Genomic DNA, 26,985 nt, shown 5'->3' on the forward strand with positions numbered 1-26,985 from the left:
CGTATTTAACATTCACAAAAAAGCCCAACATGTGTTGGGCTTTGACAAAAAGTAATCCTATGTTTTACGCCCGCTTTGCAGTACTTATCATGAGCAAAAATATAATCAATCCGCCTACTGCACCAAACATATGGGCATCAACCGCTACTCTTGCATTGATTAGCTCAGCAACCTGAGTGCTACTGCCGTTGTATTGTTCGTAGACCACCTTGATAGCGATGCCTATAAGCAGAAGCCATCCTGATGTCATTTTTTCTTTTATATCCATACAGGCCCCCCACACAAATAATCCGTGTAAAGCACCTGATAGACCGGCATACCAGATAAGGCTCTCAGAAAAGAAATAAAGGCCTGCGCTGGTGGCTAAACAACACCACACAAATACTTTCAAAAAGCGGGCTGGCAGATAGTGCTCACCGTGTAATGCCCATAATAAAACTAGCCCAACGATATTGAGCAATAAATGATACCCATTGGTATGCACAAAATTACCCGTTACTAATCGCCACGTATCCAGCCCTTGTATGGCGTAACGGTCGTAGGCTAGCCATTCGCTTGCCTGGGGTTCAAAGAAAAAGGCAATTAAAGCGCATAGCGCTATTATTAAGGGGCCTGCACTGTACTTAAACGAAAACGGCAGTGAAATCATCAGCGTTAGTTATTTTTTTATTTTGAGTTTGACCACTATGATACAGAAAATTAGCCTTCGGGTGAAAATAGATATGCGCCCGACACCATAAAAATGTCGACAGAAAAGGAAAGATAATGTCTTTAGTTTTAACCTCGCAAAATAATCATACTCTTACCATTACGATCAATAGACCGGATAAAAAGAACGCCTTGACTCGAGAAATGTATCAGCTAATGGCAGACGCGCTTCTTGGTATCAAAAACGATGGAATAACCAAGACCGTTGTAATTAAAGGAAACGGCGACTGTTTTACCGCGGGTAACGATATCAACGACTTTGCCGCACAGAAAGAAGGGGCCCAGGTACCCGAAACGGCGGCGTTCATGCGTTCACTAATGACCTGTTCTGTGCCCGTTATTGCTCAAGTGCATGGGTTAGCAGTAGGAATAGGAACGACCTTGCTATTACATTGTGATTTTGTTTATGCCACACAAGACAGCCGATTTGTTCTCCCTTTCATCAATTTAGGGCTTGTTCCTGAATATGCATCAAGTTATCTTTTACCCAAAGTGGCGGGACATATTAAAGCTGCTCAATGGTTGATGCTAGGCGAACCGTTCACAGCCGATGACGCATATCAGTTTGGTATGCTCACTGAAGTGGTGTCGTCACAAACCATCGATGATGCAGTTTCAGCGACAGTTCAAAAATTGATAAGTAAACCCAGCTTTGCTTTATTGCAGACAAAAGCGCTACTCAAAGGTGAAGCTGATTATGTCAATCAGCAAATGAATACCGAATTTGATATTTTCCTAGAGGCGTTGCGCACTCCTGCTGCACAAGAAGCGTTTGACGCGTTTTTGAAAAAGCGCCCTATTAATCCAGAGAAATTTAAATAAGAGGAAACACGATTTTGAGGTTCAGTTCTTTGATAAGCACATCAGTATTGGTGTTTGTGTTAATTAGCAGTTTACTTTCCAATGTACACGGCAAACAGGCTCGAGAAGTCGGGGAGCCTGAAGCGGCTACTGGGTATGTAGAGAAGAAAGCATTTGAGGCCGACGAATACATGGTGGTTGCTGCTAATCCCTATGCATCATGGGCGGGAAAGAACGTCATTGAAAAAGGCGGTAGCGCGATAGACGCCGCGATAGCCGTTCAATCTATGCTTACATTGGTAGAACCTCAATCTTCAGGTATCGGTGGTGGAGCTTTCATCCTTTATTGGGATAACAAAAACAAAGTTCTGCACACGTTTGATGGCAGAGAGTCTGCGCCTAAAGCCGTGAATTCTCACTGGTTTATTAAAAGTAATGAGCCTATGCGCTGGATTGATGCAGTCGTTGGTGGCAAGTCAGTGGGCGTTCCAGGGGCAGTAAAAGCACTTGAATTAGCCCATGCTGAGTTTGGAACGCTGCCGTGGAATAGCTTGTTTGATGATGCCATTATGACTGCCAAAAACGGCTTTAAAGTCTCACCTCGATTAGCCAAATTGGTTGCTCTAGACTATCACCCAGGTCTTAAAAAGTTTCCTGCAAGCTCTACCTATTTTTTCCCAGCCGGTATGCCGTTGAAAGAAGGAACAACCAAGAAAAATAGAAAATTGGCTAAGACCCTAAAGGGTATTGCCGAGAATGGCAGTGACTATTTGCTTAAAGGCGAGTTGGCACAGGAAATTGTTGATGCGGTAAATTCTGTCGAAATAAACCCTGGAAAAATGTCACTTGAAGACTTGGCAAATTATGAAGCCATCAAGCGTAATGCTGTTTGTGGAAACTATCATGAAAAACGAATTTGCGGCATGCCGCCACCCAGTTCAGGTGGCGTCAATGTGTTTCAAATTTTAAAGATGCTTGAAGATAAAAATATTGGTCAGTATTCTCCAAACTCCGCAGAGTTTGCTCATTTATATACCCAAGCCAGTGCGCTTTCCTACGCCGACAGAGAAAAGTACATAGCAGATAGTGACTACACTAACTTGCCCTTTGCTGCCATGATTAATACAGCGTATTTACAACGCAGAGCGGAAGGAATAAGCGTCGATGAAAAGTGGCATCTAGCGAGAGCGGGCAATCCTTACGCTGGCACCGAAATAGCCATGGGCACTTCAATGGAGTTGCCGAATACGTCACATGTTTCCATTGTTGACAAAGAAGGGAATGCGGTTTCTATGACTACTAGCATCGAATTTATGTTCGGCTCAGGCATTATGGTAGGTGGCTTTTTACTCAACAACCAGTTAACCGACTTTTCCTTCTCGCCAACAAAAAATCGCTTTCCCGTTCCTAATCGCGTTGAACCCGGTAAACGTCCACGTAGTGCTATGAGCCCAACCATGGTGTTTGATGAGGACGGTGAATTAGAAGTGGTAGTAGGCTCACCAGGTGGCTCAAGAATTGTAAGCTATGTTGCTCAAACCCTCATCGGTATGATTGATTTTGATCTTAACATTCAAGAGGCGATAAACCTTCCTAAGATCACCAACAGAAACGACTACACTGCGTTAGAAAAGGGTACGCCTATTGCTGAATTAGAGGAGCCGCTTAAAGCGCTAGGTCATAATGTAAAAGTTATCGATTTAAACAGCGGATTACACGGCATTCAGTTTAAGTCTGGAAAGTTAATTGGCGGGGCAGACCCTCGAAGAGAAGGTATTGCCGTCGGTAAATAATTGCTTAGCGCTTTTGCAAAGTAGCAAAGAGCAACATCGATAGAAGGAAGGAAAACGAAACATGGATTTTTTGCTGAATGTGTTAATTTGGGTTGGTGTTGTTATTTTTGCGCTATTTTTTATTGCCTTTATGGCAGCGGTGAAGTTAAACAAGCGCCAAGACAGCGACCGCGATGATAAGCCATAAGCGTGAAAAATTTATAAAGCCTTTATGGCTATTACAGGATTAAAGACTTTGTAAAACAAAACAGCCCAAGGTTTTAACGCCTTGGGCTGTTTTGTTTAATGCTTTGTCTAAGCGCGTTATATAAGGGCTTTATATAAGCGCTTTAACTTTGTATTTGTAACGCAATATTACTTGTCGAGGTCGTGAGCACGGAACGCATTAGGCAGTAATTCACCAATGGTGGTTTCATGCAAATTTCCACTCTTTGTTACCATAGTAACCGGCGTATCATCGCTGGCGAATTCTGCAATTTTTTGTCTGCAGCCACCACATGGAAAGCATAATTCTTCGTTTGGACTCGCAATAACGATGTGTCCAATACGTTTGTGCCCATTAGATACCATGTTGCCAATTGCAGTGGCCTCAGCACATTGTCCTAATGGAAACGCAGCGCTCTCCACATTACATCCTGCAAAAGTTTCCCCAGTACTTGTTTCGATGGCGGCGCCAACTTTGAAGTTAGAGTAGGGGGAATGTGAGTGTTGTTGTGCATTAAATGCAAGTTGTGAAAGTTGTTCTAGGTTACTTTTATTCATGGGTACCTTTGTTACCCGCCTAATGCACTTTACTTTTCCTATCAAATGCGAGAAGGTTGGCGGCATCAGTGCCGCATCAAGTGTATGCTTTCTATACTGGCGGTTTTTTTCTTTTTCTACAGAATTCATTTTTACCATGCGCAGAAACGTTAGTCTCATCTTTTTTTCTTTATTCGTTTGTATTTTAACCGGTTGCGCACAAACGCAGTCTGCCGAGCAACGCAGTCAAATGGGAAACTTACTTTTAGCGGAGCCAGCACCTGCAAATCCTCGTTCGCAAATGGCCATTGCCCGCTATAATCAAGTGCTTACAAGTACCGCGTTATCAGATAACGACAAAGCAGAACTTCATTTCCAGCGCGGCATGTTATATGACAGCGTAGGGCTAAACGGGCTAGCACAGTTTGATTACAGTCAGGCGATAAACCTGAAACCCGACCTTGCTGAGGCCTATAATTCAATTGGCATTCACTACATTCAGCAAAACAATTTCATTCAAGCGTATGAGGCGTTTGATTCAACGTTAGAAATAAATCCCGATTTAGATTTTGCTTTTTTGAATCGCGGTATTGCACTTTACTACGGCGGCAGGGCAGAGCTGGCCACAAGCGACTTAGATACCTTCTTTAAAAAAGACGAAAAAGACCCGTTTAGAGCGTTGTGGTCGTATTTTGCCAATCACGCGATATCACCACAGCGAGGCGCTGAATATCTCGCGTCGGTAAGGCCGTTACTGGATAACGAGCATTGGGCCACTTCGTTAATCGATTTGTTTCTTGGTGTTGTTGACGAGAATACAGTGCTGAATTCTTTACTGCAGGGCATTACCAGTCAAAAAGCGCTTACCGACAGACTGTGTGAGGCGTATTTTTATTTGGGTAAGTTTCACAGTCAAAACGGTAATAGAGGAATAGCGTCAAACTACTTCAAACTGGCGCTGAGCACGAATGTGTATGATTATGTAGAACACCGCTATGCTCGTATAGAGTTAAACCGACTCCGTCAGCGCTCTGCTGATGTGTCCATTGATGATGAATAATCACGCTTAGCCCATGCGCGGTTTATTCTTAGCAGTGTTCGCGCTGCTCATTGTAGTGGGCGACACGGGTCGCTATGCCCCCCAACTTGTTGCTAATGCGACTACGGCGCTGTTACACGTGCGAGAGCAGGCGCCTTCTCATGTCCAGACTGTGTCACAAGTACAACCCCAAGCACAGTTCCGAGAGCAGCGAAAGCTATCATCCGAATTTACTGCTGAAAACACCCATCTTGTGCGTTCTGCATTTGCCTTGCTATGGCACGCAGCGCGATTAGGCAGTGATGAAGCGCAGCGAACACTAATGGCCTCGATTGAAGAGATAACGTCTACTCAATTAAATCCAGAGTTACATTTTCAAACTCCGCCAGGGGCATCTACTGGTTTAAATGGTCATTTGCTGGTTTCTGATGAGCTATCTCAGGAGTTATCACAAGAGCCAGGCGCGCTAACGCAAGAACAGATAAAAGCGCTACCAGCAAACAAAACAAGAGGTCAAGTACCAAAGCTAGACCCTATTTATTGGCTTGAGAACCTAGTGTCGTTAGATAATGCAGATGCAGCGTGGCTGCTGTACCAGCTTATAGGTAAGGAGAGTGCTTCAGAGCGTTTTATGGCCCTTGCCGCTAAAGGCAATGTTGCTGAAGCGCAATTGGCGTACGCCATGTCGTCGCAGTCTCCTGACAAGCGAGAGAAGTGGTTAATTCGCGCTGCCGAACAGGAATATTTGCCTGCCCAAGCGGCACTGGCCGACTGGTATTTGCTGCATGATCAAAACAAGAAAGCTAAGCCTTTACTTGCCGCCACGGCATCATTAGATATGCAAAGCGCATTTAAGTATGGTCGCTTGTTATGGGATGAGGGCAACGTTGATGAAGCAAAAACCTACTTAAGGAAGGCCGCTGATCTAGGTCAGCAACAGGCAAAAGATGCGCTTGCCATTACACAGCGTTACAGCGTCACCGCGCTTGGCGATGTAAAGCCGTTTGACTGGGCTGGTGGCAATCAGTGTTTGCAACGAATTCAACCATTTGCCGCTTCGCTGGCAACCATGATCCGTGCCGATAGTTTTTATCGCCAATTCAATAGCGACGAGCGGCTAGCGTCGTTATCCCTCTGCGTTGCACCGCCAATTTGGTTACCAAAAGACGCGTTGTCATGCAGCGACGATTACAATAATAGAAACGTGCTGGGATGCGACGTAAGGCCATTAGCTAATATCGCGAAAACGAGGCAGTTTAGCCACGCGGTAGTGGTTGCTAAGCAGGGAAAAGCAAACGTTCAAAATGGGGTGATGTTTTTAGACATTGGTGATACGTATTCGGTGTTTGTGCATGAGTTAGCGCATTTTGCAGGTTTTGCCGATGAATATCCCATTGCCAGAAGCATGGCTAGAAAGATATGCGATATTCAGCGCATTAACGATTTTTCACCGCCAAACCTGGTGATTGATAGCCCCCACTATTACGCCCCTATCGATACCGTGTCTCGTTGGGCGAAAATAGACCCCAACACAATAGTGGCAAAAGCCAAAACCTGTGAAGGCGTATCGAAAAATAGCTATAAGCCAAGCAGGCGTATTACTTTTATGGAACACCATGATACAGGAGCCATACCGCCACTGTACTTGGTGCTATGGCAACAGCAGCTTGAGAAACAGCAGGCTCAACGTCCTATCTCCATGAACTTCTTTCAAGCCTTTCACCACCAAGGCGACCAAAAAGAGGCCGCTCATTGGCTTGCCAAATATGAAGCTTTTGTTGGTAAAACCTCTTAATAAAACAAAGACTCTTTAACCTACCTAGTTTCCCAGCGACGTTTGTGCGTCTTGCTTCAGTTCATTTACCCACATTGCTGTCGCGCCACAAATGGCAACTGGCATAATAATAAAGTTAACCACGGGAATAAGTGAAAACACATTCACCATCATGCCAAACGTTATCGCCTTGCCTTTGTGTTCTGATAAATGAAGGCGCATACGTGTAAAGGGCACTTTATGATTGTCGTAAGGATAATCACAGTACTGAATCGCCATCATCCAAGCGTTAAAGAGAAACCACAGTACTTGGCCAATAACGGGTAGTAGAAAAAACAGAATAAGAAAGCCAATAGCGCGAGGTAAATACCATGCGAGTTTTGTCACTTCTCTACCAATAGTGCGCGGTATGTCTTTAACCAATGCCATTACACCTTCATCGCCTAATGCCTCACCGGATAAATGGCGCTCTACTTTTTCTGACAAAACGCCGTTAAACGGGGCGGCAATCCAATTGGCAAGGGTGCCAAAAATAAGCGCAAATATTAATAAAACGCTTATTACTGCCAGTGGCCACAATAAAAAGGTAATTGCTGTTTTAACCCAACCTAACCATTCTGGGACTAAATTAATTACATAGCTGATCCCAGCTTCAATTTGGCCGAATAGGAAATAAAAGGCCAACGAAAACAGAATAAGGTTAATGCTAAAGGGAACAAAAACGAACCGTTTTAGCCCTTTGGTTTTAATGAGCGAAAAACCCATAAAAAAATAGTGAACGCCGCCAGAACTCATTCGCTCTCCTTTGATAAATCAGTTGCTTCGGTAATATGAAACGTTATAAAAAAATGATCATAACATCTTAATATCAAGGGCGTGTTGATCTTTGTTGTACATTTTTGCAACGGTCTGTGAGCTATTTAATCAAGGCGAATGGTTGAAGGTGTAGTGGGCTAAATCGAAACCATTCAACGCAGAGTAAATAGCTCACAGGCGCTGCCCGAAGGGGGCGTTATGGAAGCATTTTACTCTTTGTCGCAGCCCTTTGACTTAGCCCACTAGGCCTACAGGACTGCTTCGCGATTAAAATGCTTCCATTTAGCCCAAAACTCGTACAGCAAAGATCAACACGCCCTAGGGGCGTCAGACATAAATGTTAATTGTTACAAGCTGTATGTTTTGATAAAGTCTTTAAAATAAAAACAACTAAAACAAGGTGCTATTGCATTCTACGTGTAATTGCATTTTAACTGGTATACGCAACTAACGTGATTACCCTTAATTTTTCGCCTAGCTATTTACTTTACTGCTTAGTTAACACTGTAGTCAGCTATCCGCTTAGCTATTCAGCTAAGTATCAACAACAGTGTCGCATCACTTTTGCTGCAATACTAATGGCACTTTTTTCTTGGCTAGCACTGTGCCTATGAGTAGCACTGTGCATATGGGTGGCAGCCAGCGACTGAGGAATTTGTGTGCGACTTAAAAAGATAAAGCTAGCGGGCTTCAAATCTTTTGTTGAGCCAACCTCTATTCCATTTCCTGGTGAAATGACGGCTGTAGTTGGGCCAAATGGTTGCGGAAAATCTAACGTTATTGATGCTGTTCGTTGGGTACTTGGTGAAAGTTCGGCTAAGAACTTGCGTGGTGATGCGATGACCGACGTTATTTTTAACGGTTCATCATCGCGAAAGCCCGTTGGCCAATGCAGTGTCGAGTTAATATTTGACAATAGTGCTGGTCGAATATCTGGTGAATACGCCAACTACAACGAACTGTCTGTAAAACGTCTCGTTACGCGAGAGGCGCAATCTACCTATTTCCTTAATGGGGCGAAATGTCGTCGGCGGGATGTAACCGATCTATTTTTAGGAACCGGGTTGGGGCCTCGCTCATATGCGATCATCGAGCAAGGTATGATATCGCGCTTAATAGAATCTAAGCCGCAAGAGTTAAGAGTATTCATTGAAGAAGCGGCAGGCATATCCAAGTACAAAGAGCGTAGACGAGAAACAGAAAATAGAATAAAGCATACTAACGACAATTTAGAGCGTCTTACTGATGTAAGAGATGAGTTGGGTAGGCAGCTAGAAAAACTGCAAAGACAAGCCGCAGCAGCAACAAAATATAAAGCGTTGAGAGCGCAAGCGAGAGATCTTAAAGGGCAGCTGGCAGCCATTCGGTTTTTGAAAAACAGCGAACACATAGACAAGTTAGAACAAAACAAAAGTGTGCTCACCGCTGAGATGGAAGGCTTAATTGCTCGCCAGCAAGGTGATGAAGCGGGTGCAATGGCCTATAAAGGGCAGCAGGCAGAGTTAAAACAGTCTATAGATGATTTGCAACAGTCACTCTTCTCAACAAGCACTGCCATTACCCGTTTAGAGCAAAACGCGCTGCACGCCAAGCAAAGGGTGTCGCAAGTAGAGCAGGAAATTGCGCGGTTAGCACAGCAACAAAGCCTATTAAGTACCTCCTTGAGTGAAGCACAATCCTCGCTATCTAGTTCTAATGCTGCCTTAGTCGATATTGAGCCGGAAATTGAGCTTAAAGAAGCGGAGCTGTATAGCGTTAAGGAGCGATTTGACGACGCGGAGCAAGCACTGCGTGATTTTAATGCAAGGGCGCGAGAGCAAGAATCCACGTATAATCAACTAAAAAGCAAAGTGCAGCAATGCCATAGTCAAATTCAGTCTTTGATGAGCGTGCAGCTAAGAACGTCACAGCGAATTTCTGACATTCAGCAAGAATTAGCACAAACTGAGAATGAAGATTACGAGGAGCAAAGTGCGTTATTGGACGCGCAGCTAGAAGAAGCTGAAATTAATCAAAGTGAACAAAAAGATGCTATCCACGATATAGAGCGGGATGAATTACTGGCGATAAACACGGTGAAGCAGCGTGTTTCTGAACTTGATAGCGTGAAAAGTAAATGGCAATCCGTACAGTCTAGCTACACGGCGTTGTCAGCGCTACAAAGTGACGCTTCGCGACAGTTCGGCAGTGATGACAGTAAGGACGACGGCGGTAAAGAAAGTCATGACAGTAAAGATAGCCATGATAATAAAGAGAAAATAGCGGAAACTCTGTGGCAATCAATGAGGGCACCTGAGCGCCTTGCCCCGTGTATCGAAGTTATTCTCAATCAGCTCAATCAGCCTTTACTCGCAAACCAAAACGATGTTCCTGCACTCTATGAAGCAAGCAGTGCATTACCCAATGGCGTGCGAATTTATACCCATCACGTTTTCATTACCCATGCTCATACTGGCACATTAGCGCATGCACTTCTTGAGCAGAAACAGAACGAAAAAGTACCTGATTTTTTAAACGATGTTTTACTTGTCGAAACAGATAGCGAGCTATTTACTGCCAAAGTCGAGCAGCAGTTAATTGAAACTGGCAAAAGTGCTATTTCATTATCTGGCCTATGGCGTGGTGCCCATTGGATACTAAAGCCGGGTGACATTGAAGATGGTGTATTGCAACGAGCCAATAAACTCTATCAACTTGAGCTTGAGCTCGTTGAATTAGCGCAGGCTAAAAGCGTTTGTATTGATGCGGTAGAAAGAGAAGAGCAAAACCTCAATCAGTTACGAGAGGCAAAGCTGCGTCTACAATCATCGATAATGGAAAGCGAAGGTGCTTTGCAGCAATTAAAGAACGCCCGTTCATTAATTGATATGCAGCAACACCAGCAACAAGCTAGAAGCAAAAAATTATACGACGAACTCTTATCTCAGCAAGAATTGCACAAAGACGAGGAAGCGCAGTTAGAACAGCTTTCTGAAGATCTCGCCGTGCACGAGGCTCAGCTTATTGAGTCTGAGGATTACATGAGTGGCGTGGTTGAAAAGCGCGAGCTAGCAGAGCGCAATCTCAACGAGCTTCGCGGACAAGTTGAGATGCTAACGTCTACAAAACATGAACTTGCATTAAAGAAACAGCAGTTAGATAACCACCAGCAGCTGTATCGCGAACAGGTTACGCGTAATAAAAGTCAGATGAGTGAGTACGCTGAAACCACCGCTAGGCTAAAAGACGAGCTGTTAAAACTTACTTCACCACAAGAACTTCAGCACGAAGAGCTACAGCATTTACTGCACACTAAAACGGAGCTTGAACAATCGCGCAGTGAGGCACGTGTGCGCTTAGAAGAGGTAGAGCAATGGCTGCGGGAAGCCGAAAAAGGGCAGCAGTCATTAGCGAAAGACATTCAAGCTAGGCAAGCGCATATTGATGCTTTAAATATAGAAATTGAAGGCTTTCGTGTTCGTGCCAATACGGTATTAGAGCAGCTTGAAGAGTCAAATCAGTCTCTTAAATTACTGTTGGCTGAATTGCCAAGTGATGCTGATGAAACGCTTTGGCAACAAGAGTTGGAAAAAACACAAGCAGGTTTACAGCGCTTAGGTGCAGTGAACTTGGCCGCAGTGGATGAGTTTGAGAGCCAATCACAGCGAAAGGCCCATCTTGATGAGCAAAATAATGATTTAACCGACGCACTGGAAACCCTTCAATCTGCTATTCGTAAAATTGATAAAGAAACAAAAACACGTTTTTCAAATACCTTCGAGCAGGTCAATGAAGATTTAAAAATATTGTTTCCAAAGGTGTTTGGCGGTGGCTCTGCCTACCTTGCTCTTACTGATGACGATCTTCTCGAAACGGGTGTAACTATAATGGCTAGGCCTCCTGGTAAGAAAAATAGCACAATTCATCTTTTAAGCGGTGGAGAAAAAGCGTTAACCGCTTTATCATTAGTTTTTGCAATCTTTAGGTTAAATCCGGCGCCATTCTGCCTACTTGATGAAGTTGACGCACCGTTAGATGACGCAAACGTTGGACGGTTTTGTAATTTGGTGTCGGAAATGTCTCAGACAGTGCAGTTTATATACATAACCCATAATAAAATAGCGATGGAAATGGCAAGTCACCTTACTGGCGTCACAATGGCAGAGCCAGGAGTGTCACGAATGGTGGCTGTAGATGTTGACGAAGCCGTTGCATTCGCAGAAGCATAACAAAGGGCGAAAGAATAAAATGGAAGATGAATTACGTCTATTTTTACTGTTAGGTGGTTCTGTTTTTATCATAGGTATTTTGGCCCATGGTATATGGAAAATCAGAAAAAACAGTAAGCCAGTAGAGAAGGAACGCTTAGAGCCACGACACTGGAACGATAGCCCTGACAGCGATGATTACGGTGATGAAACCTCTGAAAGCACTGAGTTCGACGAACTCGGTATAGGTAGCGTTCGTATTATTGGCGGCAACGCGTCATATTATGGTGATAAAGCCGATGTAAGTCGTTTAAAAACAGATGACGGTCACAGCGCCTCAGGTACCCGCGGAGATCATGGAAATACCAGTGACGACTTCAGCACATTTGCCAACGATGCAGATAGACAATCATTAGCGGAACATAGAGATCACGATGGCGCTGACGCTGCCCGCATTGGTTCTGGCGATTCGCAAGGCTCTTCTGACAACGCACACTCAGTAAATATTGAAGAAGAAAATACAGGCGCGCGAGAGCAGCGCTCTACGCTATATGGTTCAGTAATTACTAATCCGAAACCTCATTTGCAAGGACAGAGCCGACCTTCTAGCGACACCGCACCTGTTCAAAATGACAATATAGCTGATTTTCCCGAGCCTCCGGGTTTCTTATTAAAGGAATCTGAATCGTCCTCCCCGATGGTTGAAGAAAGCGACGTTGAAATCATGAGTTCAGACTCGCTTTCTGATTCAACTGGTAGTGCAGAGGCTAATGAAAGGTCGAGCGCAAAAGATAGTTCACCAGAATCGGCAAATCAAAGAGCCGACAGTGTCAATACAGCGAGTGAATCGAAAAAATACCTGCGTTCTGAAGTACCAAAAGCTACCTCCACGTTGTACGTAGACGCTACTAAAGGAGACGATATTAAAGAAAAGGCAGAACGAACTGGTACGCCCGAGACTGGTGCTGGTAATCGAAGAGATGCAGAGACCAAAATGGTTGAGGGGCAGTTCAATAATACAGCTGTGCCCGAGCGAGTTGAACCCTCGCTTTTTGGCTCGTTATCTGAGAAAAGCGCACACGAAAATGTTGTCAGTAAATATGATGAACTTGAGAGTGAGAGAAAACGATCCTCGCAAAGCAAGCGCTCAAAATCGGCGGCAAGAAAGCGTGAAGAGCCAAACTTTGGTGATGATCAAATGCGTATCGACTTCGACAATAACCATACACAGTCATCAAATCAGGTCTCATCCAAAGAGTCGTCTGATGCCGCGACTCAGGAAGTGCTGGTTTTAAATGTGCGCGCAAAAAACGGTTCGCCTATATCGGGAGCAGCCTTATTGCCAATGTTACTGACGTTAGGCTTCAAGTTTGGTAACCAAGATATTTTCCACCGTCATGTGAACTCAAATGGAAAGGGACCTGTTTTGTTTAGCCTTGCTAACATGTTTAAACCAGGTGTGTTCGATATAGACAATTTAGAGAATTTTGACACCCAAGGCATTTCTTTATTCATGATCTTGCCCATTGAAGGCGATCCGCATCAGGTGTTTAATATGATGCACAACGCGGCTCGCAAATTGGCGGATGAGTTTGATGCTCAAGTACTCGATGGTCGTCGTAGTGTATTAACGAAACAAGGGCTGCAGCAATATGTTGAGAAAATTCGTGAGTTTGAGCGAAAGCGAATGATTTCTCGAAGCTAAACTTAGGCGTCATCTCAGTGCTAAGTTTAGTTATTAAACTGGGGCTGCGTATTAGTCAGCGAAGTGGAAATTATTTTGAAAAGTATGTTTCACCAAATACCTAGAGGCTTGCTTTTTCGGGAAGCAGCGCACATAAACGTGCTACTCACAAAATCATTGCTTGTAAAAACATAATTTATGTTACACAGCTAATGTATCAGGACTTGGGTATCAAGTCCTTTTTTCATTTAAACAGATGTCTGTAGTGAAACTGATGATATCTGTTTAACGTTTTTCACTTTTATAATGGCGTGATACCGACTCTATGTCAGATACCCTAGAGCAAGCAAAAAATAACATTGCGACGCTTCGCAAACGTTTGAACGAGTATAACTATCAGTACTATGTGCTGGACGATCCTTCTGTGCCTGATGCACAGTACGACCGCGATATGCAGTCTCTTATTGCATTAGAGAAGCAGTTTCCAGAGTTACACAATGCTAACTCACCAAGTCAAAAGGTGGGCGGGGCGGCGCTGTCGTCATTTGAGCAAGTGACTCACGATGTGCCTATGCTATCGCTGGACAATGCATTTGATGACGCGTCGCTATTGGCTTTTGAAAAGCGCTTAAAAGACCGTTTAAAAGATACTGCAACCCTCGCATTTAGCTGCGAGCCAAAGCTCGACGGACTGGCTGTTAGTATTCTCTATGAAAATGGAGAGCTTGTGCGAGCGGCCACCCGCGGTGATGGGCAGGTTGGCGAAAATATTACTGCCAACATTAGAACTATTGCCAATGTACCTTTATCGCTTCGCGGAGATAGCTGGCCAGCCCGTGTAGAGGTGCGTGGCGAAGTGTTCATGCCCAAAGAGGGTTTTGAAAAGCTTAACAATACCCAGCGTGAAAAAGGTGCTAAGGTCTTTGCTAATCCTCGAAATGCGGCGGCAGGAAGTTTAAGACAACTAGACTCCAAAATTACCGCAAAACGCCCGCTAATGTTTTATTCGTATTCACTTGGCGTAGTTGATCCTGAATCGTTTGACCTGCCCAATACTCACAGTGAGCGTCTTAACAAGCTTGCCTCCTGGGGACTGCCTTTGTGCCCTGATGTCAGCACTGCCAAAGGTGGAACCGGTTGTTTAGCGTATTACAACACAATACTGAATAAACGTGATGCGCTTCCTTACGACATCGATGGCGTTGTATTTAAAGTTGATGATATAGCCATTCAACGCACGCTCGGTTTTGTTGCCAGAGCACCGCGCTGGGCCATTGCGCAAAAATTCCCGGCCCAAGAAGAGGTGACGACTTTATTAGACGTAGAATTTCAGGTTGGCCGAACTGGCGCGATGGGTGTCACCATGGACAAAATTGTTTCAAATAGATTTGTTCAAATACTCAAGTTACATTATTTAATTAATGTCTTCACAAAAGGTCTCAACGATACCCTTACATCGTTTTTCCAAACGGATATTTATCAGCCATCATTAGGATATAACAATACCACCTTAGTTGTTCGTTTAAATGGAGGGCTTTGATATGCTGAATATTGACTTTACCAAAGAACAATTGGAAATATTGAATGAGATAGGTGAAGAATTTAAGCCAGAAAAATTAGTATCGTTGTTCTCTCGGTCAGACTTAAATACTGAAGAGTTAGTATTTATTCTAAAAGCATCCAACGCCCTTTATCGGGCGGGTAGTCCGATTCTGTCAGATAAGCAATATGATATATACATTTCATTATTGCGAGATCAAAATCATCTTCATCCATACCTTAACACTGTTGAGCCAGAGCCTTTAATTGAGTCTAAAACAGTCGAACTTCCAGAAAGAATGTTGTCAACGGAAAAAGCATATTCACTTCAAGATATCGAGAAGTGGGTAAAGAGAATACAAAAAGCAGCTCAAGAGACGAATGTACCTGAAGAAGAGATTGATATTAGGGTGACACCTAAACTCGATGGTTATGCAGCCTTTGATGACGGTGATACTCTATATACCAGAGGGGATGGTTATAGAGGACAAGATGTAACAAGAGCATTTAAACGCGGATTGAAGGTAGCCAACTCCGGAGAGCGTGGTTTGGGGCCCGGTGAAATAGTCATTAAAAAAAGTTATTTCACTGAGGTACTCAGTAGTTATTTTGAAAATTCTAGAAATATCCAAGCCGCTATTATAGCTGAAAAGAAGGTTGATAACAGAATCCAGAAGGCTATAAAAGATGGCGCATGTGTATTTTATCCCTTCGCTCTTCTTAAAAATAATACAGTCAAAATTTCGGTGTTGATGGATGAGTTTGAATCAATCGTTGAGGGTATTTGGAGTTCGGTAGACTTTGATGTGGATGGTGTAATTTTAGAGACTACAAATGAGACTATTAAAAAGTATATGGGCGCGACAAGACGTAACCATAGGTGGCAAATAGCATTTAAAGTAAATGAAGAATCTGCAAATGTCGAAGTAGTTAGGGTTATACCACAAACATCAAGAACTGGAAGGATAGCACCTGTAGCCGAACTTGTGCCAACGAAATTAAGTGGAGTCACTATAAGCAGAGTGACAGTTCACCATTACAATATGGTCAAAACAAATGGCGTTGGAGCTGGCGCTATAATTAGGTTGGTGAGAAGTGGTTTAGTAATTCCCAAAATTGAAGAGGTCTTAACGAAGGTTGCACCTGATATTCCTGATTCATGCCCCAGTTGCGGATCTCATTTGTTGTGGGAATCAGATAATTTAATTTGTCCTAATAAAATAGACTGCCCCGCGCAAACTGAAAACACCTTAGTTCATTTTTTCAAAACTCTTGGTAATAATGATGGGTTTGGGTCTAAGACGATTGAAAAGCTGACCAGCTTTGGAGTTAAATATATCCATGAAATATATGGCTTAGAAGTTGACGATTTCTTAAGGATTGGCTTTGGTGAGAAGACGGCGATAAATTTATTTAATCAACTCCAAGCGAGCAGAAGTATTGAGATTGAAGACTGGCGATTCCTATCTGCGTTTGGGGTTAGCCGGTTAGGTTCAGGGAATTGCGAAAAACTTCTAGAACATCATTCATTAGTTAGTTTATTTGAACTCACAGTTTCTGACATGATCCAAATTGATGGATTCGCTGAAATTAGCGCTGAGGCTATTAAAGAGGGTTTAGAAAATATAAGGGAAGAATTTTTTAAGGTTTATGATTTAGGCTTTGCATTAAGACCAACAGCTATAGAAAATACTGAAAAATTGTCATCACCGATATCTGGAGCTATAATCGTTTTTACAGGCACTATGATTGAAGGTTCCCGATCAGATATGGAAAAGAAGGCTAAAGCCCTAGGCGCAAAAGTTGGAAAATCGGTAACTTCAAAGACAACTTATCTTGTGACAGGCGATAAAGTTGGCGAAACTAAAATTAACGCAGCAAAAGACAAAGGAGTAAAAGTTTTGTCAGAGCAGCAGTATCTTGACTTTATTAGGTAAAGCTCCTTTATTGATTTGGCGAAATGGGTAACACGGTTGTAAGAATACACGATAATTAAAATAGGTTTTCCCGTTAGTCAGACCAATAAATAATCTAACGACAAATTGGGCTCATGTAATGCAGCATGTTCAAAATAATTTTCATTTATTTTATTAATATTTGAACATGCTCTAATTAACATGTTCATAAGTCTTAATTTAATTCATATTGCGACCTCAATAAATAGCCCGATAAATTAGCAATTTTCCAAACATGATTACCCGTCGTCATCATCTTATTTTTAAGTATCGCTAAACTCGATAATAAAAACCGTCTTACTTTCATCTGATTCGACGTACATATCGGCTCCATTGATTTTCATCACAGATTTAGCAATAGTCAATCCAAGGCCTGTACCTTGCCCATCTCTTTGTCGAGATGGGTCAACTCGATAGAAACGATTGAACAATTTGGGAATATGCTGAGGCTCAATTTTCTCCCCGTTATTTAACACCATTATTTTCTGCTTTTTTCCTTTGGACTCCGTTTTGATCTCTACCGTACTATTACTAGGAGCGTGTCTAATCGCATTTGAAATCAGATTTCCTATTGCCTGTCGGAACATGGTTTTATCGCATTGAATAGTAAGGGCGGATGCGGTGACTTGGATGTTTATATGCTTTTCGTCAGCGAGTAAATTAAAGTAATCGAGTAGGCTTGATATTTCCTGTTGAATATCTAAAGGTTCAATTGATGGCTTTATAAGACCGTGCTCGGTTTTAGCTAATAGCAGCATATCACTTACCATTTTCGTCATACGCTCATATTCTTCTAAATTCGAATAAAGTATTTCAGCATATTCGTCATTTGACCGAGCTTGTCCCAACATCACTTGGGTTTGGGTAGTTAAGCTAGTTATTGGGGTTCGTAATTCATGCGCGATATCGGCTGAGAAGTGGGATAGTTTTTCAAATCCATCCTCAAGCCGCTCAATCATGGTATTGAAAGAACTTACTAGAGTGATTAATTCTTCCGGTACCACATCTGGGTTTAGTCGTATATCAAGATTATCGGCGGTGATGGTTTCAATTTTTCGCGTAAGCTTTCTCAATGGTGATAGGCTTCTGTAAATCGCAAAACGCGCAGCTAAGACTGTAATAATGCCCGAACAAATAATGATGCCAATAATCGATTTCAAAAGGCTGTTCATAAATGTCATATGAAATTCCATGTTTGAAGCAACGATGATGGTATAGCTAGTATCATGCGTATTAAAACCTAATTTAATGGCTCTATGCATATGGTTTTCATCGCTAAATAACAGCATGTCTGCGGGATTAATTGATGTGTATGTTTTGGCTGTTTTAGGAAAGAAAGAAAAGTCGGCTCCTTCGCTTGAAAATATTGTATCTCCTTCGGCATCCTCAACATAATAGTACACACCATGATGTCCTGAAACCGCCTGAAATAAAAGCTTACTGGGTTGTACTGACTGATTATGTGACTTTTCGAGCTTTAACTTAATGGCATGAAACACCTCATCAAGCTCATCGGCATCTTGTTCTTGAAAATGATCTTCGATGGAGGTGACTACGAGTGTGCCCATAACGCCCAAACACACAAAGATAGCTATTCCCACAAATACCATTGTTCGAAAGGAAATTGAATACGGCTTTTGCCTTTTAATTTTGCTCTTCATCAGTTGTTAACTTGTATCCCATACCACGAACCGTTTGAATCAATTTAGGGGAAAATGCATCATCAATTTTAGCTCTTAAGCGGCGTATCGCTACATCGATGACGTTTGTATCGCTGTCGAAATTAATATCCCATACTTGAGACGCAATCAAGGAGCGAGGAAGCACCTCTCCTTGTCTTCTGACCATGAGTTCTAAAAGCGAAAACTCTTTTGTTGTCAAGTTAATGGATTGGCCAGCGCGTTTTACAACACGAGACGGGATGTCCATTTGTAAGTCTGCGACTTGTAGCAGGTTGGCAGCTACTGTATTTCCTCTTCGAAAAAGGGTTCTGACTCTAGCCAACAATTCTGCAAAAGCAAAAGGCTTGACTAGATAATCGTCAGCGCCCAGCTCTAGACCCTTTACTCTGTCATTTACACTATCTCTCGCTGTCAAAAACAATACCGGCGTTTGATTGCCAGATTGACGTAATGACTCTAAAATCCGCCAACCATTAATATCTGGGAGCATGACGTCTAATATTATTAGATTAAACTCGCCTGTCATCGCTTTATGATGACCGTCTAAACCATTGCGCACGAGTTCAATGACAAATCCAGACTCTGTTAGTCCTTGCTTTATATAGTCACCGATTTTCTTTTCATCCTCGACTACCAAAATTTTCATAGTTCACTCACGTCATGTTTAATGCGATTTCGGTACTTAGTGTTGCTAAATGTTTAACAAGTGGGTGTTCGAGATTGGATGTTGCAACTCGGGCCAACAAAACGTACCTCACTCACAAGCAATATATTCCAATGCATAAAAATAACCAACGATTGCTCTGACTAGATTACAACATTGTAATGAGCAGGTAATCGCACTGCCATGTTGCTTAACTATACTCTTCAACTGGAACTATATTTAGAATACCTTATCAAAGGTATTTCAAGAATAGTAAAGTCGTATTAGATTATTCATTAAGGGTCGGTTTGGTCAGTAAATGCATTAAAACTGTTTTGCTTATAATATTTTTAAGCACTCAAGTTGCAGATTCGTTTGCGATGTCCAGCCCTGGCTGCGACATGCAAAACGATATGCATGAGCAACACCTTATGGATAACGACCATAATTCATCACAAAATAGCCATGAGACGAGTCAGATGGACGCGGATTGCTGTGGCGACGGGTGTGCTTGTCCACTAGGCATCGTGTCCATCGCGATGCTCGTGAATTTTGACATTTTAACTCCAATCGACTTCAAATCCCTTAAGCCCAACACTTTTATCACGGATGCAGATGATGCTGTCCTTGGTCGCTTGCAACGTCCCCCAAAACGCTCTTTAGCCTAACTCCAAAAATTTGGCGAAGCTCGTCAAAATTCCAATATCGAACGCCGCCCAATGAAGGCTGTGGCCGACATTTAAATTGTTAGAAAGAGAAATCAAATGAAGCCAATAAAATTGCTTTTTACTAAATTAGTGCTGCTTATTTCAGTGACTATCGTCGTTGCATGCACAAATGAATCAATTACTACTGAACAAAACAAGACCAATTCCCAAGATATTGAGCCAAGTTTAAAGTTGGACGTTTTTAAACGCGAGTCGTGTGGATGTTGTCAGGGATGGATTGATCATGCTGAATCTCAAGGCATCCAAACCGATGTAGATGATATTGTTTTTCTCACTACTAAAAAACAAGATCTCGGAATCGAGCCAATGTACCGCTCCTGCCATACATCGGTGTCAACTGAAGGGTATGTTTTCGAAGGTCATATACCCGTCAAATTTATTGTTAAATACTTAGATAATGTTCCGCAAGGCACAATCGGCCTCTCGGTGCCGGGTATGCCTGTTGGCAGTCCAGGAATGGAGAACGGCGATCAATTCAGACCATATCAAGTGTTATTGCTCAAAGATGACGGTACAGCAGAGGTTTTTGCAGAGGTGAATTCGTATGAGGAGCAATTCTGATGAGTGCTTTTAAAGGCCTTGCATGCCTAATTTTGCTTGTTACAACAAGTAGTCAAATATCAGCAGAACAAAAGACCCCCCTTACTTTGCAGCAGGCTGTTGCCCAAGCTATTCAAAAGGACCCGTGGTTGGAAGGTAGCCAATATCGGGAAAACGCAACTATTTCTTCAAGTATCGCCGCAGATACTTTGCCTGATCCAGTTGTGTCATTAGGGTTGGCAAACGTCCCTACTGATGGTTTCGCATTCGACCAAGAGCCTATGACTCAAATTAAAGCTGGCATTTCACAGATGTTTCCTCGTGGAGAAAGCTTGAGTATTAGACGCAAGCAACTCGAAGAATTGGCAACGCAGCATCCATTTATGCGATTGGACAGAATAGCCAAAACACAAGTTGCCGTTTCTATGAAGTGGTTAGACGTTTATCTAGCGCAGCAAAGCATTTCGCTAATTGAGAAAGACAGATCTTTGTTTGAACAACTCAGTGAAATTGCAGAAGCGAATTACTCCTCTGCCGTCGGTAAAGTCAGGCAACAAGATATTATCCGAGCGCAGTTGGAACTAGCGCGACTTGAAGACAGACTCACAAAGCTATCTTCTCAAAAAGAAAGAGCCTCGGCCGAACTTTTAGAATGGTTGACCGGCGGCGATTCAGGCGCGTTCAATAACTCGGTAAATGTTGCCTCTCTTGAACTACCAAAAACGTTGCCAGAAATTGAAGGAATAGAGAACGCCTACTACAAGATATTAAAAGCTAATAATCAACAAATGTTGGCAAATATACTCATCTCGCATCCTCTAATAAGAGCTGTTGAAAGCCGAATAAAGTCTAGTCAGACTGGCATTAAACTAGCGAAACAACAATACAAGCCGCAATGGGGAGTAAATGCCAGTTATGCATATCGAGCAGATGACCAAATGGACAGAAGCCGAGCAGATTTTCTTTCAATCGGCGTTAGCTTTGACCTCCCTTTGTTTACAGAAAATAAACAAGATAAAGAAGTAAGCGCCGCCGTTAACGAATCAGAAGCAATTAAAACTGAAAAACGATTAGTGCTTAGAGGCATGCTTGCTCAAATGCAATCCATTTTTGCAGCAAGAGAACGGCTGTTGGAGAGACAGACCTTATATCGCACGAATATTCTCCAGCAATCAAGCGAACAAGCCGAAGCCTCGTTAACAGCTTATACCAATGATGACGGTGATTTTGCTGAAGTTGTGAGAGCTAGGATTGCTGATCTAAATGCTCGTATTGACGCATTAGAAATCGAAGTCGAACTACTTAAAACAAACATTCAACTAAATTACTTTTTTTCTGAGCAGAGTCTTAAAGCTGTATCTGAATTTGGAGCAAACCAATGAAAACTGTTAACGCAATCGCTATAGGCGTGATAGCAGGCGCTGTAATGACAGCTCTTACCTACTCAATATTACCAAGCTCAAATGACTCACATGATAGTGCGGCGGATGCTGGAGAAAAGCAGCCTTTGTATTGGGTTGCGCCAATGGATCCAAACTATAGGAGAGATGAGCCTGGGAAGTCCCCTATGGGCATGGATTTAGTACCTGTTTACGAAGATGAACAAGGCGCTGGCGATAGCCCAGGTACGGTGAAGATTTCGCCAACTGTAGTGAACAATCTAGGTGTGCGTACTGCTAAAGTGGAAAAGCGGTCTTTGCACGTACCTATAAAAACAGTAGGTTATATCCAATATAATGAGGACACACTCGTTCATATTCACCCAAGGGTAGAGGGTTGGATAGATGAGCTATACGTAAAAGCAGCGGGCGAATATGTCAAAAAGGGCGAGCCACTATACGCGCTTTATTCTCCCGAACTTGTAAATGCTCAAGAAGAATATCTTATTGCCTTAAAACGCTCAAATAAGGAGCTGATAGAGGCTTCAAAAACAAGGTTAAAAGCGCTGCAAATGCCAGAATCTGAGATTCAATCGCTTATCTCAACTGGTAAAGTTCAGCAAACAATAACCTTCTATGCACCCCAAACTGGCTTTGTTGATAACTTGAATGTGCGTCAAGGGTTTTACGTAAAGCCAGGACTGACAATTTTATCAATTGGTGCCTTGGATAAAGTTTGGGTCGATGCTGAGGTGTTTGAGCGACAGTCTGCTCAAATTCAAGAGGGTTTGCCTGTGACTATGACTTTAGAATATCTCCCAGGTAAAGAGTGGACAGGAGAGGTTGATTATATCTATCCAACCCTAGATGAAACGACTAGGACGCTTAAAGTCAGACTGAGATTTACCAATGATGATTATGCACTAAAACCTAACATGTTCGCTCAGGTAACGATCCATTCCGATTTAACAGGTGAGAATTTACTCGTGCCCTCTGAGGCGGTAATTAGAACTGGTAGCCAAGATAGAGTGGTTTTAGCACTTGGAGACGGTAAGTTTAAGTCGGTGTCAGTAGAAGTAGGACAGGTAGTTGATGAATATACAGAGATCTTATCAGGCTTGAGACTCAACGACAAAATCGTTACGTCAGCACAATTCTTACTCGATTCAGAAAGCAGCATTAGTTCTGATTTCAAAAGGATGGAGGAGCCTGAAGCGACTGCGCAGTCGGTATATACCGAGGCGACCGTAAACAGTGTGATGACAGATCATAGAATGATAAATGTTGATCATGGCGCTATTGAAGAGTGGGAATGGCCGAGCATGACAATGGATTTCACCGTTGCCGAAAGCGTCGACATTAATGAGTTGAAAGCCGGCATGTCACTTCATATGGAAATCACTAAAACTGACTCTGGAAGTTTCGAAGTAACCACCGTTCATATCATGGATTCGATGAATGACATGGATAGCTCTGAGGAGAGCACTGATTCAGGTCATGACGCAATGCACAGTATGGAAGAGCCTATTATGTCGGTTTGGACAGAGGCAACCATAAATAACGTGATGATGGAGAGCAGAAAAATCAACGTTGATCACGGTCCTATTGATGAGTGGGAATGGCCGAGTATGACAATGGATTTCGATGTTGCCGATAGCGTTGCTATTGAAGAATTGAAAGCCGGTATGTCACTGCACATGGAAATTGTCAAAACCGACTCTGGAAGTTTTGAAGTGGCAACTGTCCACATCATGGGCTCGATGACAGACATGAACGATACCCAAGACATGGATCATTCTAATCATTCAGACCATCAAGGAGCTCATCAATGATAGCTGCCATAATTAGATGGTCGGTCAATAACCGATTTTTTGTTCTACTGGCTACGCTTATTCTCGTGGGTGGTGGGTTGTTTGCCATTAAAAACACGCCGGTTGATGCATTACCCGATTTGTCGGACGTACAGGTAATTATAAAAACTAGTTATCCAGGACAAGCGCCTCAAGTGGTAGAAGATCAAGTTACCTATCCTTTGACTACCGCAATGCTGTCAGTGCCCGGGGCACAAACAGTGAGAGGATATTCGTTTTTTGGCGATTCTTATGTCTATATCATCTTTGATGACGACACCGACTTGTACTGGGCGCGTAGTCGAGTGCTTGAATATTTATCGCAAGTTGCTCCTAATCTACCCGAAAACGCAAGACCACAATTGGGGCCAGATGCTACCGGCGTGGGTTGGGTTTATCTCTATGCACTTGTTGATAAAACGGGACAAAACGATATCAGCCAACTACGAAGCTTACAGGATTGGTTCCTTAAGTATGAGCTTCAAACGGTGCCAGGCGTTTCTGAAGTTTCAGTTATTGGAGGCATGGTAAAGCAATATCAAGTGCAGGTCGATCCGGAGAAGTTGCGAGCATATGGCATTCCGCTTTCTCACATTCAAACGGCGATTAAGCGCGGAAATCAGGAAGTAGGCGCATCGGTCATCGAAATGGCTGAAGCTGAATACATGGTCCGTGCCACAGGTTACATAGAGAGTAAAAGGGATATTGAGCTCATTCCTTTGGGTGTAAACGAAAATGGAACGCCGCTTTTGGTAAAAGACATTGCTGATGTTCGTCTTGGTCCACAGATGCGAAGGGGGGTAGCTGAGTTAAACGGTGAAGGGGAAACCGTTGGCGGTGTCGTTGTTATGCGCTTTGGTGAAAATGCGCAAAAAACGATTGACGGCGTCAAAGCAAAACTTGAAGACCTTAAAAAAGGCTTACCCGATGGGGTCGAAATTGTCACGGTTTACGATCGCTCTGCACTAATAGAAAGAGCGGTAGACAACCTTGCATCGAAATTAGTGGAAGAGTTTATCGTCGTTGCACTGGTGTGTATTGCATTCTTGTTTCATGTACGTTCGTCACTTGTTGCGATCATTAGTATTCCAGTAGGGATTATCACAGCAATTATCGTGATGTACATGCAAGGTATTAATGCCAACATCATGTCATTGGGTGGAATTGCTATTGCTATTGGTGCGATGAGCGACGGGGCGATTGTGATGATTGAGAATATGCATAAACACATGGAGCGCACCCCCTTAACCAAAGAGAATAGATGGCAAATAGTTGTGGATTCAGCATCTGAGGTGGGCCCTGCATTGTTTTTCAGTCTTCTAATTATAACAGTCAGTTTTGTGCCTGTGTTTACGCTTGAGGCACAAGAGGGGCGCATGTTTTCACCGCTTGCTTTTACCAAAACCTATGCAATGGCAGCCTCAGCAGCTCTTGCAATTACGCTTGTGCCCGTTCTTATGGGATATTTTGTGCGCGGTAAAATACTTGCTGAAAGCAAAAATCCAGTCAATCGTTTCTTAACTTTTTTGTACATGCCGACGCTTAGAACTGTTCTGCGTTTCCCTAAGGTAACGATGTTAGCTGCGGCTTTAGTACTAGCGATAGGTTTGTGGCCTGTGAACAAGATTGGCAGCGAGTTTATCCCACCTTTGGATGAGGGGGATTTGATGTACATGCCAACAACCTATGCGGGTATATCGATTGGCAAAGCCCGAGAGTTGTTGCAACAAACCAATAAGCTGATCAAAACGGTCCCAGAAGTCGAAACCGTGTTTGGGAAAGTAGGTCGCGCTGATACCGCAACCGATCCGGCTCCTTTAACGATGATAGAAACCTTCATTCAATTAAAACCTAAAGAGGAGTGGCGAGAAGGCTTAACAACTGATGATTTAATAAAGGAGTTTGACTCAGTGGTCAAATTGCCGGGCCTAACGAATGCTTGGGTAATGCCAATTAAGACTAGAATTGACATGTTGGCAACAGGTATAAAGACGCCCGTTGGTATTAAAATTGGTGGCCCTGATCTCAAGGAAATTCAGAAAATCGGACAGCAAATTGAAACCATACTTTCCGATGTTAACGGCACTGCTTCTGTTTATTCTGAGCGTGTCGCAGGAGGACGTTATGTCAAAGTAGATATTCAGCGCGAAAAGGCAGCACGATATGGTCTAAACATCGCTGACGTCCAACAAGTTGTCTCAAGTGCTATCGGCGGGATGAATGTGACTCAGAGTGTTGAAGGTTTAGAGCGTTACCCTGTAAATGTTCGTTATCCTCAGTCTTATCGTTCATCGCCTGAGTCCTTATCTTTATTACCTATCGTTACACCACAGGGTAAACGAATTGCTTTGGCCGATGTGGCGGATGTGTATATTGAAGATGGTCCTCCAGGTATTAAAAGTGAAAATGCACGGCTTAATGGCTGGGTGTATGTGGATATCGATGGTGTAGATATTGGTTCCTATGTGGTTTCAGCCCAAAAAGCAGTGAGCGAGCAATTAGTCTTACCGGCAGGTTATTCGGTGAAGTGGTCTGGACAATATGAGTATATGTTGCGGGCTAAAGAGAAATTAACCTATGTGGTTCCTTTGACCATAGCTATCATCGTTATTCTACTGTATCTCAATTTTCGCAACTTCATCGAAGTAGCGATCATTATGGGGACTTTACCACTGTCTATGGTGGGAAGTATCTGGCTGATGTACATAGAGGGTTTTAACTTTTCAGTTGCCGTCGGCGTCGGCTTCATTGCACTTGCAGGTGTTGCCGTAGAAATTGGCGTAATTATGCTTGTTTACTTAAATCAGGAGTATCAAGCCTTAATCGAAAAATGTAAATCTGAGGGCGTCAAACCCACCATAAACATGTTAACTGAAGCGGTTATTCATGGCTCTGGATTACGTGTCCGACCGGTTATGATGACCACAGCGACCATAATATTTGGCTTATTACCCGTACTTTACGGCTCAGGCACTGGGTCTGAAGTCATGAGTCGTATTGCTGCTCCGATGGTTGGTGGCATGGTTAGCGCTTTACTACTGACCTTGTTGGTTTTACCCGCAATTTATTTTCTGTGGAAGAGAAGGCAAATTCAACACTTGCTGGATACTTTCTGATGCTAGCTTC

At 43.0% G+C, this 26,985-nt stretch carries 17 protein-coding genes and 1 pseudogene; 13 read left to right on the top strand and 5 right to left on the bottom strand.

Annotated features, from left to right (window positions below; translation table 11 throughout):
- Window positions 1-64: 64 nt before the first annotated feature.
- Complete coding sequence (gene rrtA, locus ACOJR9_RS08965; RefSeq protein WP_420935928.1) at window positions 65-649, bottom strand: rhombosortase; 585 nt, start codon at window positions 647-649, stop codon at window positions 65-67.
- Between the two features lie 116 nt (window positions 650-765).
- Here rrtA and ACOJR9_RS08970 point away from each other — a divergent pair, with 116 nt between their 5' ends.
- From ACOJR9_RS08970 to ACOJR9_RS08980, 3 genes are all read left to right on the top strand, one after another.
- Window positions 766-1,530, top strand: coding sequence for an enoyl-CoA hydratase (locus ACOJR9_RS08970; RefSeq protein WP_420935929.1), 765 nt, complete (start codon window positions 766-768; stop codon window positions 1,528-1,530).
- A gap of 32 nt (window positions 1,531-1,562) precedes the next feature.
- Window positions 1,563-3,302, top strand: coding sequence for a gamma-glutamyltransferase (gene ggt, locus ACOJR9_RS08975; protein WP_420936093.1), 1,740 nt, complete (start codon window positions 1,563-1,565; stop codon window positions 3,300-3,302).
- A 61-nt stretch (window positions 3,303-3,363) separates the two neighbouring features.
- The gene (locus ACOJR9_RS08980; RefSeq protein ID WP_420935930.1) at window positions 3,364-3,489 is read left to right on the top strand and encodes a hypothetical protein; all 126 of its coding nucleotides are present in this window, start codon (window positions 3,364-3,366) and stop codon (window positions 3,487-3,489) included.
- A 167-nt stretch (window positions 3,490-3,656) separates the two neighbouring features.
- Here ACOJR9_RS08980 and cdd read toward each other — a convergent pair whose 3' ends face one another.
- Complete coding sequence (gene cdd / locus ACOJR9_RS08985) at window positions 3,657-4,223, bottom strand: cytidine deaminase (RefSeq protein WP_420935931.1); 567 nt, start codon at window positions 4,221-4,223, stop codon at window positions 3,657-3,659.
- Between cdd and nlpI the strand changes: the two genes are divergently transcribed.
- Together nlpI and ACOJR9_RS08995 are read left to right on the top strand one after the other, a co-directional pair.
- On the top strand, window positions 4,201-5,103 hold the full coding sequence (nlpI, locus tag ACOJR9_RS08990; RefSeq protein WP_420935932.1) for a lipoprotein NlpI: 903 nt from the start codon (window positions 4,201-4,203) through the stop codon (window positions 5,101-5,103). The two genes, cdd and nlpI, sit on opposite strands and share 23 nt — an antisense overlap.
- A 13-nt stretch (window positions 5,104-5,116) precedes the next feature.
- Window positions 5,117-6,877: a sel1 repeat family protein gene (locus ACOJR9_RS08995; protein ID WP_420935933.1), complete on the top strand. Its 1,761-nt coding sequence runs from the start codon at window positions 5,117-5,119 to the stop codon at window positions 6,875-6,877.
- A gap of 24 nt (window positions 6,878-6,901) precedes the next feature.
- On the opposite strand, the gene cysZ is transcribed toward ACOJR9_RS08995, so the two are convergent.
- The gene (gene cysZ / locus ACOJR9_RS09000; RefSeq protein WP_420935934.1) at window positions 6,902-7,651 is read right to left on the bottom strand and encodes a sulfate transporter CysZ; all 750 of its coding nucleotides are present in this window, start codon (window positions 7,649-7,651) and stop codon (window positions 6,902-6,904) included.
- Between the two features lie 680 nt (window positions 7,652-8,331).
- Between cysZ and smc the strand changes: the two genes are divergently transcribed.
- The 4 genes and pseudogenes from smc to ACOJR9_RS09020 all read left to right on the top strand — a co-directional run bounded on the left by smc (window position 8,332) and on the right by ACOJR9_RS09020 (window position 17,019).
- Window positions 8,332-11,880: a chromosome segregation protein SMC gene (smc, locus tag ACOJR9_RS09005; protein ID WP_420935935.1), complete on the top strand. Its 3,549-nt coding sequence runs from the start codon at window positions 8,332-8,334 to the stop codon at window positions 11,878-11,880.
- Window positions 11,881-11,899: 19 nt separating this feature from the next.
- Complete coding sequence (gene zipA / locus ACOJR9_RS09010; protein WP_420935936.1) at window positions 11,900-13,564, top strand: cell division protein ZipA; 1,665 nt, start codon at window positions 11,900-11,902, stop codon at window positions 13,562-13,564.
- A 304-nt stretch (window positions 13,565-13,868) separates the two neighbouring features.
- Window positions 13,869-14,897 (top strand): annotated as a pseudogene (gene ligA, locus ACOJR9_RS09015) (NAD-dependent DNA ligase LigA); the annotation flags it as partial.
- Between the two features lie 187 nt (window positions 14,898-15,084).
- Window positions 15,085-17,019, top strand: coding sequence for a BRCT domain-containing protein (locus ACOJR9_RS09020; RefSeq protein ID WP_032094237.1), 1,935 nt, complete (start codon window positions 15,085-15,087; stop codon window positions 17,017-17,019).
- Between the two features lie 281 nt (window positions 17,020-17,300).
- On the opposite strand, the gene ACOJR9_RS09025 is transcribed toward ACOJR9_RS09020, so the two are convergent.
- Entirely contained in the window at window positions 17,301-18,698 is a 1,398-nt protein-coding gene (locus ACOJR9_RS09025) for a heavy metal sensor histidine kinase (protein WP_032094236.1), read from the bottom strand.
- On the bottom strand, window positions 18,682-19,365 hold the full coding sequence (locus ACOJR9_RS09030) for a heavy metal response regulator transcription factor (protein ID WP_013783912.1): 684 nt from the start codon (window positions 19,363-19,365) through the stop codon (window positions 18,682-18,684). Before ACOJR9_RS09030 ends, ACOJR9_RS09025 begins: the two co-directional genes overlap by 17 nt.
- Window positions 19,366-20,126: 761 nt before the next feature.
- Here ACOJR9_RS09030 and ACOJR9_RS09035 point away from each other — a divergent pair.
- Genes ACOJR9_RS09035 through ACOJR9_RS09050 form a run of 4 tightly spaced genes read left to right on the top strand, consistent with a single transcriptional unit; the run spans window position 20,127 to window position 26,975 of the window.
- Entirely contained in the window at window positions 20,127-20,651 is a 525-nt protein-coding gene (locus ACOJR9_RS09035) for a DUF411 domain-containing protein (protein ID WP_052009992.1), read from the top strand.
- Window positions 20,651-22,012 carry a TolC family protein gene (locus ACOJR9_RS09040; protein WP_032094234.1) on the top strand — a complete coding sequence of 454 codons (1,362 nt, stop codon included), beginning with the start codon at window positions 20,651-20,653 and terminating at the stop codon, window positions 22,010-22,012. Before ACOJR9_RS09035 ends, ACOJR9_RS09040 begins: the two co-directional genes overlap by 1 nt.
- Complete coding sequence (locus tag ACOJR9_RS09045) at window positions 22,009-23,841, top strand: efflux RND transporter periplasmic adaptor subunit (RefSeq protein ID WP_032094233.1); 1,833 nt, start codon at window positions 22,009-22,011, stop codon at window positions 23,839-23,841. The genes ACOJR9_RS09040 and ACOJR9_RS09045 overlap by 4 nt, the downstream gene beginning before the upstream one ends.
- Window positions 23,838-26,975 (top strand): efflux RND transporter permease subunit, encoded by a 3,138-nt coding sequence (locus ACOJR9_RS09050; protein WP_032094232.1) that lies wholly within the window; start codon window positions 23,838-23,840, stop codon window positions 26,973-26,975. The genes ACOJR9_RS09045 and ACOJR9_RS09050 overlap by 4 nt, the downstream gene beginning before the upstream one ends.
- Window positions 26,976-26,985 lie beyond the last annotated feature (10 nt).

This window comes from Alteromonas ulvae (genome assembly GCF_048987005.1).
Lineage (GTDB): Bacteria > Pseudomonadota > Gammaproteobacteria > Enterobacterales > Alteromonadaceae > Alteromonas.